At 61.0% G+C, this 10,649-nt stretch carries 11 protein-coding genes and 4 tRNA genes; 11 read left to right on the top strand and 4 right to left on the bottom strand.

Annotated elements, in window-relative coordinates:
- From brxL to QZ648_RS05290, 7 genes are all read left to right on the top strand, one after another.
- Positions 1–2,079: a BREX system Lon protease-like protein BrxL gene (gene brxL / locus QZ648_RS05320; protein ID WP_291996328.1), complete on the top strand. Its 2,079-nt coding sequence runs from the start codon at positions 1–3 to the stop codon at positions 2,077–2,079.
- Positions 2,080–2,846: 767 nt separating this feature from the next.
- Entirely contained in the window at positions 2,847–3,092 is a 246-nt protein-coding gene (locus tag QZ648_RS05315; RefSeq protein WP_291996327.1) for a hypothetical protein, read from the top strand.
- A complete protein-coding gene (locus tag QZ648_RS05310) occupies positions 3,089–3,523 on the top strand; it encodes a DUF5681 domain-containing protein (protein ID WP_291996326.1) in 435 nt (144 codons plus the stop codon). The genes QZ648_RS05315 and QZ648_RS05310 overlap by 4 nt, the downstream gene beginning before the upstream one ends.
- Entirely contained in the window at positions 3,520–3,726 is a 207-nt protein-coding gene (locus QZ648_RS05305; RefSeq protein WP_291996325.1) for a hypothetical protein, read from the top strand. Before QZ648_RS05310 ends, QZ648_RS05305 begins: the two co-directional genes overlap by 4 nt.
- The gene (locus QZ648_RS05300; protein ID WP_291996324.1) at positions 3,723–4,028 is read left to right on the top strand and encodes a hypothetical protein; all 306 of its coding nucleotides are present in this window, start codon (positions 3,723–3,725) and stop codon (positions 4,026–4,028) included. Before QZ648_RS05305 ends, QZ648_RS05300 begins: the two co-directional genes overlap by 4 nt.
- 26 nt (positions 4,029–4,054) lie before the next feature.
- Positions 4,055–4,303: a hypothetical protein gene (locus QZ648_RS05295; protein ID WP_291996323.1), complete on the top strand. Its 249-nt coding sequence runs from the start codon at positions 4,055–4,057 to the stop codon at positions 4,301–4,303.
- The gene (locus tag QZ648_RS05290) at positions 4,300–4,680 is read left to right on the top strand and encodes a hypothetical protein (protein ID WP_291996322.1); all 381 of its coding nucleotides are present in this window, start codon (positions 4,300–4,302) and stop codon (positions 4,678–4,680) included. Before QZ648_RS05295 ends, QZ648_RS05290 begins: the two co-directional genes overlap by 4 nt.
- Before the next feature lie 198 nt (positions 4,681–4,878).
- On the opposite strand, the gene QZ648_RS05285 is transcribed toward QZ648_RS05290, so the two are convergent.
- The 3 genes from QZ648_RS05285 to tsaE form a co-directional block, all read right to left on the bottom strand.
- Positions 4,879–4,954, bottom strand: a tRNA-Thr gene (locus QZ648_RS05285).
- A 130-nt stretch (positions 4,955–5,084) separates the two neighbouring features.
- Positions 5,085–6,440 (bottom strand): N-acetylmuramoyl-L-alanine amidase, encoded by a 1,356-nt coding sequence (locus QZ648_RS05280; RefSeq protein WP_291996321.1) that lies wholly within the window; start codon positions 6,438–6,440, stop codon positions 5,085–5,087.
- A complete protein-coding gene (gene tsaE / locus QZ648_RS05275; protein WP_169067771.1) occupies positions 6,395–6,898 on the bottom strand; it encodes a tRNA (adenosine(37)-N6)-threonylcarbamoyltransferase complex ATPase subunit type 1 TsaE in 504 nt (167 codons plus the stop codon). Before tsaE ends, QZ648_RS05280 begins: the two co-directional genes overlap by 46 nt.
- Between tsaE and queG the strand changes: the two genes are divergently transcribed.
- Positions 6,893–8,011: a tRNA epoxyqueuosine(34) reductase QueG gene (gene queG / locus QZ648_RS05270; protein ID WP_291996320.1), complete on the top strand. Its 1,119-nt coding sequence runs from the start codon at positions 6,893–6,895 to the stop codon at positions 8,009–8,011. The two genes, tsaE and queG, sit on opposite strands and share 6 nt — an antisense overlap.
- A gap of 26 nt (positions 8,012–8,037) precedes the next feature.
- On the opposite strand, the gene QZ648_RS05265 is transcribed toward queG, so the two are convergent.
- A complete protein-coding gene (locus QZ648_RS05265; protein WP_291996319.1) occupies positions 8,038–9,678 on the bottom strand; it encodes an electron transfer flavoprotein-ubiquinone oxidoreductase in 1,641 nt (546 codons plus the stop codon).
- 331 nt (positions 9,679–10,009) lie between these two features.
- Between QZ648_RS05265 and QZ648_RS05260 the strand changes: the two genes are divergently transcribed.
- The 3 genes from QZ648_RS05260 (at position 10,010) to QZ648_RS05250 (ending at position 10,309) form a co-directional block, all read left to right on the top strand.
- Positions 10,010–10,086: transfer RNA gene (locus tag QZ648_RS05260), tRNA-Pro, on the top strand.
- 62 nt (positions 10,087–10,148) lie between these two features.
- Positions 10,149–10,225: transfer RNA gene (locus QZ648_RS05255), tRNA-Arg, on the top strand.
- 8 nt (positions 10,226–10,233) lie between these two features.
- Positions 10,234–10,309 (top strand) — tRNA-His (locus QZ648_RS05250).
- Positions 10,310–10,649: the final 340 nt, after the last annotated feature.

The raw sequence follows: 10,649 nt of genomic DNA, 5'->3' as shown, positions 1-10,649 counted from the left end.
ATGGACGAACTCGATAAGAAGCTGAATGCAAGCTTCGATGGCAAAGTGCTGCGCAAGGACCTCCTGCATCGGATCAAAAAGGGTACCAACGTTCCCACCTTCGTCCTGGAGTTTCTCCTGGCGCGCTTCTGCGCCAGTGACGACCAAGCGGAAATGGACGCGGGCATGGAAGCCGTGCTGGCGACGCTCCAGGACAACTACGTGCGCCCGGACGAAGCCAACGCGGCCCAATCCAGGGTGGCGACCAAAGGCAAGCACCGCTTCATCGACAAGGTGCACGTTCGCTATGTCGAGAAGGAAAAGCGCCACTGGGCCTCACTGGAAAACTTCAACTCGCAGCGTATCGCGATCGGCGAGAAGTTCTACCGCGACAACGATCGCCTGCTGGAGGGCGGTATCTGGGCCGAAGTGACGGTGGCGCATAACGACATCGAAGAGGACGATTACGCGTTCTACATCGAAGACATGCGACCGATCCAGCTCTCAAGGTTCGATTTTGGGCGCTACACCGAGGGACGTGCCGCCTTCACGCGTGACGAGTGGCTGGACGCCATCATGCGGTCGGTGGGCCTGGAGCCGGGCAAGCTGACGCACCGGGTCCGGATGCACTTCATCGCGCGTCTGGCGGCTCTGGTCGAGCCCAACTATAACTACATCGAACTCGGCCCGCGCGGCACGGGCAAGTCGTACTTCTTCAGCGAGTTCTCGCCCTACGCAACGCTGATCTCCGGCGGCCAGGCGACCAAGGCGACCCTGTTCTACAACAACGCGCGCCGCAAAGTGGGCCTGGTCGGCTACTGGGATACCGTTGCCTTCGACGAAGTTGGGGGGATCAAGGTCCGTGATCCGGACACCATCCAGATCATGAAGGACTTCATGGCCAACGGTCGATTTTCGCGAGGTGCGGAGGTGATTGCCGACGCCAGCCTGAGTTTTGTCGGCAACATCGACCTGTCGATCAGCCAGGTCGTCAACTCGACCGAATACGACCTGTTCCAGCCCCTACCACAGGAACTCGACCTGGCGGTGATGGACCGCTTCGCCGCCTACATCCCGGGCTGGGAAATGCCGAAGAACAGCAGCGAGTTCCTGACCAGCCACTATGGCTTTATCACCGACTACCTGGCCGAGGCTTTCCATTACCAGTTCAAGCACAACAACCGGTATGAAGAAGTCAGCAAGCGCATCCGTCTCGGCAAGTCGATCGAGGGGCGTGATGAAAAAGGGATCAAGAAGACCGTCTGCGCCTTCCTGAAGATCCTCCACCCCGGTGGCACGCCGACCGAGGCAGAGTTCGAAGAGTACGTGGCCTACGCCACCGAATGTCGTCGCCGGGTCAAGGAGCAGATGAACAAGCGCAAACCCGATGACGAGTTTGCACGCATCGACCTCTCCTACTTCAAGGTTGGCGGCGAGGAGGTGGTGGTGTTCTGTCCGGAGTCGAAGGACGCCGTGGCAACGCAGCAGCCGCCACGGCGCCGCTTGCGTCAGATGGAGGGCGAGGCTAAAGAGAGTGCCGCGACGGCAACTGCGGCGCCGGCCCAAGTGAAGGTGGTGGAAGCCTCTACAGAAGATCAGCCCGCCATCACGGAGGCGCCCGCGCCTCCCGAACTCAGGGAGCAGCACTTCACGATCCTCTACGGAGACACCGGTTACAGCTACGAGTCGATCATGGCACCCTATCTGAAAGGCGCGAAGGCGGTAATCGTCGAAGACCCGTACATCCGAATGCAGCATCAGATCCAGAATTTCGTCCGTTTCTGCGAGACGCTGCTGAAGGTAGGTAGCGTCAAGAAGATCCGGCTGATCACCGGCTACGACGACAAGACGCAACTCGCCGAAATTGCGGAAAAGCTGGAGGAGTTGAAGCAGAGCCTGCTGGAACTGGATGTCGAACTGGAAGTGAAGCTGAACCCGAACATGCACGACCGAGAAATCAGGCTCGACACCGGCTGGGTCATCAAGATCGGTCGGGGACTGGATTTCTACCAGAAGCCCTGCAGCTGGTTCGAGGTGGGCGCGAATGACTTGAGTTTGCGACGGTGCCTGGAGACCAAGGTGGATATCTTCCGTCAGTGACGTTCAAGGGAGATGCGCGGCGCCCGAGCCCCATCACAACACCGCCTTCACTTCTTGTGCGACCTCATCGATTCTGACGTTGCAGTTGTTCTCGATAAGGTTGAAGACTCAGCGCACGATCTCCGAGCCCGGCAGACTACAGCGGAGGTACTGGACCACAATGGCCCGGCCGCCAATCCCGGCGACTCCACTACTGGTTGGTTCTGGAATGATGAATAACTGAACGAAAAAAGACCGCCGATGGCGTGTGCCTCGGGCGGTCGAGTGGTGAAATTGGCGGTGTTCTCTTCGGCGAGTCGCGGCTTGCCGCAGCGGCTCTGTCAGGTATCCGGTGTCACGCGAACGACATTGATGCCGTCCGCGACGAGTACGTCGCACTTGCGTTGGGCGACCACGACGCTGCTTCTCGCTGAGCTTCGACTCACTCCGTCTAGCGTGTCAGTTCCCGCTCCAGCGCTCGGCTGGACTTCTTGTTGCAGTTCCGGACTGTCTCACGGCGCCTACCGCTTCAGGACGCCGTACAGTGTAATTGCGCACTGGCCATCGCCCTCAAATGTCACGCTAAATTCTGAGCTACTCTCTTACCGAGGCTTCTTGGGGCCAGTGCCACATCGGCAACGACAACAGGCCTTCAGTGAGGAACCGCGTGCTAAATGGGGCTTCGCCTGGTATTATTGTGACCATCACGTAAAACAGAAACGAGCACGATGAGCGGCGAAATCGTGACAGTTGCGAAACGAGGAAGGCCGCCCAAGAGCGAGGGGCCAATGACTGCTGCCGAGCGCAAGCGCGCCCAGCGGGCGCGCGACAAGCGGGCGGCCATCAATGCCATCGGCGATGAGCAGAACGCACCACTGCGGGTGCTGCTTGCGGTTCTGGGGCGGATCGAAGCATCGGAACCAGCCCGGCCTTCTGCGCAGCGCGCTTGGGCAGAAATCGGACGGCGCTATGGTTTCGTGAGTGTCACAGAACGAGGCAGCACTGAAGATACACCGTCGAGGAACAGAGCATGAGCGAAATGACGAAAGGCGAACACCTGCGCCCCGGTTGGAAGCCTGGCCAGTCCGGCAACCCGAAGGGCCGACCCAGGGGAAGCCGCAACCGGGTTACCCTGGTCGCCCTGGCCGCGATGGAGGAAGGCGCCGACGCCATCGCCCGCAAGGTGGTGGACATGGCGAAGGAAGGTGACATAAGCGCCGCACGGCTGGTGATCGAGCGCTTGGTTCCAGTGGCCAAGGAGCGCCCGATCTTCCTCGCCTTGCCGGATACCGGATCGGCCGAGGGCGTCGCTCAGGCTCAGGCTGCCATCCTGCAAGCGGTGGCGGCCGGCGACCTTCTGCCCGGCGAGGCCGCGACTCTGGCCGGCATCGTCGAAGCGCGACGCAAGGCGGTGGAGACGCTGGAGCTTGAGCAACGCATCACCGCGCTGGAGGGGAAGAAATGAGCGCATTGCAAAAACGGGTCAGCAAGCTGGAAGGCCCGATCGAGGCGGGCGAAAAGATCGACATCATCATCCAGCTAATTGAGCCTGGCACCATGCAGGTGACTTCACGCCTTCGCTTGATTACTGGCGGTGGCGCTTTGAAAGTCGATGAAGACGTCAACGAGATCGAAGCGCGCATCATCGCCCTGGAGGCAAACCAATGAGCACAATCCAACGCCGGCTGAACAAACTGGAAGGGAACAGGGACCGCAACGACGTGGGGAGAGAAGTGGACAACGCGCTCGAAAAGATGGGAACGAGCCGCGCCGCCATGCTGGCCGATTTCGGCACACTGACTGCATTCCGTGACTGGCTGGCCACGCGAAGCGCTGCGACCGACCATCAGGCTGGAGTGCCAATATCCGCGCACCATCGAAAGTGGCAAGGCGATAGCGCGGTGTCCGTGAAATGGGACTCGATTTTTGACCAGCACGAGGCGCTACAGACCGCCGACACTGGCGCGTGATTTTCCTACCCGAAGAGGTAACTGGAATGAGCGTACTTGAACGTCGCACGGCCAAGCTGGAGGCGTCACGTCCGGACGCGAACCAGATCAACTTCATCATCCGTCGCGTCATCGGCAATGAAGTTGTCCGCGTCGTCATCGGCAACACCGTTGTCGACCGACGCGCCGGCGAAGCCGAAGCCGCCTTCATGGAACGGTCGAAGGTCGAAGCGCTGGCCGGCACTGTCCGCCGCCCTTGCCGCATGATTCTGTTGGGCAAAGGCGGGAGACGATGAGCATGGTTCTGGAACGTCGTCTGAAGAAACTGGAAGACGTGCTGCTGCCGAAGCCCAGGCCACCGGTCTGCATGCTGAGTGAGCCGGCGAGCGATGCCCCGGCCGCGGCATGGACGGAACACCGGCGGCAGGTTGATCAAGCGAAAGCTCGTGGAGATTTTCTCATCCTGCTGGTGCCGATGAAGCCGGCAGAGAGGCCGAGAACCAAGAAGGGCGTGACCTACTGCGGCACGGAACTGGACGCGCTGCTGGTCAAGACGTCGATGCTTCCCTCCAAGCTAGGCAACAAGAGCCTGCTGGACGACGTGATGAAGAATTTGTCTGGTAACGTGATCAGGCCAATGGCGAACCCGGAAGCGGTCGAGGAAGACGGTTAAGCCGGGCATCGACATGGCGTTGTGACAGGCACCAGACTGAACCGCCTGGACCACTTCAGCCGGCGCGTAGCGCTCCACTTTGGCGGGGGCACCGACGGAGTGCGGGGACACTTGCAATCTGGTCGTTCCCCAGTCGTTCCCAGAAACCCAGAAAGCAAAAAGCCCCGGCTTTTGACCGAGGCTAAGTGATTGATTTACTGGTGCCGCTGGGCGGAATCGAACTGCCGACCTTCGCATTACGAATGCGCTGCTCTACCGACTGAGCTACAGCGGCACGGTGATTCTTGAAGCACGTGCAGGGTCGGCATTCTAGCAGCGCCAGCGGATATTTGGAACCTCTATTTGCGGCCCAAAAAGCTGTCGCTTGCTCGTCGGCGTACTCGCCGCGAGCGCAAGCGAGAAAGCTAATCGAGCCTGGCCAGGGTCGACTTGGCCAGCGGCGGATTCAGGGCCAGGTACTTTTTTATCCCCGCAAAGATGGCCGAGGCCAGTTTGTCCTGATAGGCGTCGTCGTTCAGGCGCTTCTCCTCCTCAGGATTGGAGATGAAGGCGGTTTCGATCAGGATCGACGGAATATCGGGCGCCTTGAGAACGGCAAAACCGGCCTGTTCGACATGCGCCTTGTGCAGCCGGTTGATACCGCCAATCTCGCCGAGGACCGCTTTGCCGAGCTTCAGGCTATCGCTGATCGTTGCCGTCTGCGAGAGATCGAGCAGCGTACGAGCCAGGACGGGGTCGTTGACGGCGATATTGACGCCACCAATCAGGTCGGAGGCGTTCTCTTTCTGGGCCAGATAACGCGCTGCCGAACTCGTGGCCCCGCTCTCGGAAAGAACGAACACTGACGACCCATTGGCGTCCGGCCTGACAAAGGCGTCGGCATGGATCGAAACGAAGAGGTCGGACTGGATTCGACGCGCTTTATCCACGCGTGCGCGCAGGGGCACGAAGAAGTCCGAGTCACGAGTCAGGACTACACGCATGTTCGGGTCGGCCGCAATTTTCGCACGCAAACGCTTTGCCACCGCCAGCGTGACGTGCTTTTCGTAGCTGCCACCGCTCCCGATCGCACCAGGATCCTCGCCTCCGTGCCCCGGATCGAGGGTGATCGTCACCAGGCGATCGATGACCGACCGGCCCCGCTGTTTGCTCACTGGCCGGTGCTCGGCGAGTTGCTCGGGCTTGGCGTCGATCCTGGCATCGGCGCCTGGTTCGGGCCGGCTTTCGGCGATGATCTCCGGCCGGCTCTCACCGGGTGCGACTTTCCAGTCCTTGCTGTCGAGCAGCGAGAGCAGTGGATCCGGCTGCGTCGACGGATAAACGTCGAGAACCAGACGATGCCCGTAACTACCCACCGGTGCCAGTTCAAAAACCTGCGGTGCGACCTCGGTCTTGAGCTCCATCACCAGACGAACGACGCCCGGCTTGTAGCGCCCGGCGCGCAACAGCTTGATATTCGGATCGTCGGGAAGCACCTTGCTGGAAAGGCTGTCGAGCACGCTGGTCAGCTCGATGCCTTCCAGGTCGACGACCAGGCGGTCAGGATCTTTGACCGTGAATTGGGTGTATTTCAAAGGTGCGCTGAGTTCGATCGTCACGCGCGTGTACTCTGCTGCCGGCCAGACGCGAACGGCAAGAACAGCTGGACTTCTCCTGGCAGACGCTTGCGATACCTGACTGACTGTTAGAAACAGCGAAGCACCGGCAAACTTGATCAGTCTCCGGCGTCCTGCCAACCTCTCTTCAGCGCGTTCAAACATTTTTGTCCCTCCTCGGTACTCGCAACGACGTCCAGCATCCGACCGTTCCCGCAGATATGGAACATAAGGACGATGTCAGCCGCAGGTACCTGCCCGGCAGCCTTTTCGGGCCACTCAACCAAGCAAACGGCATCGTCTCGGAAATATTCGCCAAGCCCTGCATCAACGAACTCTTCTGGAAAGTTGAACCGATAGAAATCAAAGTGATACCAGTATATCCTCGAAATCACATAAATTTCAACCAATGTGTAGGTGGGGCTTTTTACCGGACCGACATGGCCGAGCGCGCGCAACATGGCGCGCACCAGTGAAGTCTTCCCGGCGCCAAGGTCGCCGTCGAGCCAGACCACCATCCCCGGAGCGAGCAGGGGCGCCAGTTGGTGGCCAAGCTCGGCGGTCGCGGCCTCGTCTGAGAGATGCAGACGGACTGCCGACTGGTTATCATCGCTGCTATGCAAGAAGTGAACTCCCAAACAGGCGCCGCCAGCGGCCTGGCCGATGGCCAAGGCGCTTACGCCGCAGTAGCGAAAAAAATCAAGAACTGGGGTCAGGAACTGGGCTTTGCCGCGATCGGCATCGCCAGGGCCGATGTATCAGCCGCAGCGCCGTGGCTGATGCGCTGGCTTGCGCTGGGCCGGCACGGCGAAATGGATTATATGGCCAAACATGCGGCGCTGCGCGCGGCACCACCGTTGCTCCTGCCGGGCGCCCTGTCGGTCATTTCGGTACGGCTGGCTTACTGGCCCGCGGCTGTCGATGCACAGCAGGTGCTCGACGATGCCGAACTGGCCTACATCTCGCGCTACGCACTCGGCCGCGACTATCACAAGACCGTCCGCCAGCGGCTGCAGAAACTCGCCGATCGTCTCCGCCAGGAGGTGGCGACACTGGACTTGGCAGAGCCCTTTGCCTGCCGCGTTTTTTCCGATTCGGCGCCGGTCATGGAAACCGACTTCGCCCGACAGGCAGGCATCGCCTGGCGCGGCAAACACACGCTGTCGCTGACCCGCGAGGGTTCCTGGCATTTCCTCGGCGAGATCTACAGCACCCTGCCGCTGCCCGCCGATACGCCGATCGCCGACCATTGCGGCGACTGCCGTCGCTGCCTCGACGCCTGCCCGACCGCAGCCATCGTCGCCCCCTACGAAGTGGACGCCCGGCTATGCATTTCGTATCTGACGATCGAGCTGCACGGCGCCATCCCGATCGCCCTGCGACCGCTGATCGGCACGCGCATCTACGGCTGCGACGACTGTCAGCTGTGCTGCCCCTGGAATCGCTTCGCGCAGATCGGCGACCCCGACTTCGCGGTACGCAACGGTCTTGACGCGACGCCGTTGACGACCCTCTTCGCCTGGAGCGAGGAGGACTTCAACAGCCGCCTGGCCGGCAGCCCGATCCGCCGCATCGGCCACCTGCGCTGGCTGCGCAATATCGCCGTCGCCCTTGGCAACGCACCGCGCTCGCCGGCCATCATCGCGGCGCTGTGCTCGCGGCAGGACGACCCCTCGCTGCTGCTGCGAGAGCATGTTGCCTGGGCACTCGCGCAGCAGCGCTTGCCAGCGAGCTGATTGGCAGCAACCAGAGCACAGAGCGCTTACATGTTCGGATAGTTCGGCCCACCGCCTCCCTCGGGCGCTACCCAACGGATGTTCTGGGTCGGATCCTTGATGTCGCAGGTCTTGCAGTGAACGCAGTTCGAGGCATTGATCTGCAGACGCGGGCCGGCGGCCTCTTCGACGATTTCATAGACCCCCGCCGGGCAATAACGCTGCTCGGGCGAAGCGTATTCATTGAAGTTGACAGAAATCGCCTTGCTGCTGTCGAGCAACTGCAGATGAACCGGTTGCTCCTCCTCGTGCGCCGTATTGGAAATGAATACCGACGACAGGCGATCGAAGCTCAAGACGCCGTCTGGCCGCGCGTACTGGATCGGCTGATGACTCGCCGCGGGCTGTAATTGTTCGTGGTCGCTGCTTTCGTCCTTGAGGGTGAAGAACATGCGACCGCCAAAGAGATTGTGCTCAATCCAGTTGAAGGCACCGCCGGCAAAAGTGCCGAACTTGTGCAGCGCCGGCCCGAAATTGCGCGCCTGGTGGAGTTCGGCGTACAACCAGGAAGCCTTGAAGTTCTGCTCGTAGGCGACCAGATCACTGCGCCCTTCAGGGTCCGCCTGCAGCGCGGTGTGCACGGTTTCGGCGGCCAGCATGGCCGACTTCATGGCTGTATGAATACCCTTGATCTTGGCGAAATTCAGCGTCCCGGCGTCACAGCCGATCAACAGCCCGCCAGGGAAACTCTGCTTGGGCAGGCTGTTGAGCCCCCCCTTGGTGATGGCGCGCGCCCCGTAGCACAAGCGTTTGCCGCCTTCCAGATACTTCTTGATCTGAGCCTGCGACTTGAAACGCTGAAATTCCTCGAACGGCGATAGATAGGGATTGGCGTAGTTGAGATCGGCGATCAGCCCCACGGCGACCTGATTGTCGGCCAGGTGATAGAGGAAGGAGCCGCCGGTAGCGCCATGTTCGCTAAGCGGCCAGCCAGCGCCATGTACGACCAGGCCAGCCTGGTGTTTCGCCGCTTCGATCTCCCACAGCTCCTTGATCCCGAGACCGTAGTGTTGGGCGGTAGCGCCAGCCGCCAAATCGAATCTGGCGATCAGTTCCTTGCCCAGCTGTCCGCGCGCGCCTTCGGCGAACAGCGTGTACTTGGCGTGCAGTTCGAGGCCCGGCTGGAAATTGTCCTTTGGCTCGCCATGCTTGTCACGTCCCAGATCACCGGTGGCCACACCCTTCACCGAGGCGTCGTCGTGATAGAGCAACTCGGCAGCTGCGAAACCCGGGAAGATCTCGACGCCCAGGGCTTCCGCCTGTTCGCCCAGCCAACGGCACAGGCTGCCCAGGCTGATGATGTAATTGCCGGTGTTGTGCATCGGTGCCGGCACGGCAAACGCGGGCAGCTTGACGGCCGCGGTTGCACTGCGATACAGATACACCTGATCTTCGCTGACCGGGGTCTGCAGCGGCGCACCCAGGGCCTGCCAGTCGGGTAGCAATTCGTCAAGCGCGCGGCTCTCGAACAGGGCGCCGGAGAGGATGTGCGCACCGACCTCCGAGCCTTTCTCCAGCACCATGACCGACAGCTCGGCATTGAGCTGCTTGAGACGAATCGCCGCACTCAAGCCTGCCGGCCCCGCACCGACAATCACTACGTCATACTCCATCGCTTCACGTTCCATTGCCGCTCCCCAAGGTTTCTCAGTTTTCATAGGTCGCCGTCTGCCGGCACACCAGTAAAGAGAGGGTGCTCGCGCTGAACACCCATCGATCGACACCGCTTCAGGGATATACCGCAGCCGGGAAGCGGGGTCAAGTTTTGACCGCCTCTTCGCCGAAATCATCTTCGCCAACTGGGCACTGTCAAAGCCCACGCCGACCTGCCCAGGAGAAAAGCCAGCAGCACAGATCCTGCGCCTGCACGCCGAAAATCCTGGCGGCTTGTACAGTCATCAAATTCATGCCGGACCTCATTGACCGCCGTGATGTCAGCTTGTAGAATGCGCGCTTCCTCGGGGCGTAGCGCAGCCTGGTAGCGCATCTGCTTTGGGAGCAGAGGGTCGTGAGTTCGAATCCCACCGCCCCGACCAGTGGTACAAGTGTCAAAAAAGGCAGTACCCGCGGGAAGTCCTGCAAAGGAACCCTCGTACAGGCGCCCGTAGCTCAACCGGATAGAGCACCGGCCTTCTAAGCCGGGGGTCGTGAGTTCGAGTCTCGCCGGGCGCGCCAGATCAGTGGCGGTGTTAGCTCAGTTGGTAGAGCACTGGATTGTGATTCCAGTGGTCACGGGTTCGAGCCCCGTACATCGCCCCAAAAACTCGAAACGTCGAAACCAGCAGGGAATCGTTACTTGTCGCCAATTCTCGTCTCCTTTCGCGGCACCGCTTTCGGCACAGCGACAAACAGAAGGCACGGCACTTGACTACGGACAACTCCTTTGCCGGGACTTGGTTTCGCTTTCGCACCTCACGCTTATACGGGAAGTCATGGCGGTAACGCTCATGGCCGGATTTCCGACTCTGCCGAGAAGCGCCGCACGCCTTCGTCGCTCGCGCCCGTCCTCCGGTCACCCCGAGCGTATGGCGCTTCTGCCGGCAAACCGGGCGTGTGAAGCTCGCCAGCACTGACCGTCCCCACCCCGACTCTCGGAGCG

The organism is Candidatus Accumulibacter sp. ACC012, assembly GCF_907163155.1.
GTDB classification, from domain to species: domain Bacteria; phylum Pseudomonadota; class Gammaproteobacteria; order Burkholderiales; family Rhodocyclaceae; genus Accumulibacter; species Accumulibacter delftensis.
The sequence above is the reverse complement of the archived record's forward strand: the minus strand, read 5'-3'. Positions and strand labels throughout refer to the sequence as shown.

Bases quoted from the DNA above. Each gene is read 5' to 3' on its own strand.
- QZ648_RS05280 (WP_291996321.1), bottom strand. From the start codon at position 6,440: ATGTTTGAACGCGCTGAAGAGAGGTTGGCAGGACGCCGGAGACTGATC.
- QZ648_RS05300 (WP_291996324.1), top strand. From the start codon at position 3,723: ATGAGCACAATCCAACGCCGGCTGAACAAACTGGAAGGGAACAGGGAC.
- queG (WP_291996320.1), top strand. From the start codon at position 6,893: ATGCAAGAAGTGAACTCCCAAACAGGCGCCGCCAGCGGCCTGGCCGAT.
- QZ648_RS05295 (WP_291996323.1), top strand. From the start codon at position 4,055: ATGAGCGTACTTGAACGTCGCACGGCCAAGCTGGAGGCGTCACGTCCG.
- QZ648_RS05305 (WP_291996325.1), top strand. From the start codon at position 3,520: ATGAGCGCATTGCAAAAACGGGTCAGCAAGCTGGAAGGCCCGATCGAG.
- brxL (WP_291996328.1), top strand. From the start codon at position 1: ATGGACGAACTCGATAAGAAGCTGAATGCAAGCTTCGATGGCAAAGTG.
- QZ648_RS05315 (WP_291996327.1), top strand. From the start codon at position 2,847: ATGACTGCTGCCGAGCGCAAGCGCGCCCAGCGGGCGCGCGACAAGCGG.
- QZ648_RS05310 (WP_291996326.1), top strand. From the start codon at position 3,089: ATGAGCGAAATGACGAAAGGCGAACACCTGCGCCCCGGTTGGAAGCCT.
- QZ648_RS05265 (WP_291996319.1), bottom strand. From the start codon at position 9,678: ATGGAACGTGAAGCGATGGAGTATGACGTAGTGATTGTCGGTGCGGGG.
- QZ648_RS05290 (WP_291996322.1), top strand. From the start codon at position 4,300: ATGAGCATGGTTCTGGAACGTCGTCTGAAGAAACTGGAAGACGTGCTG.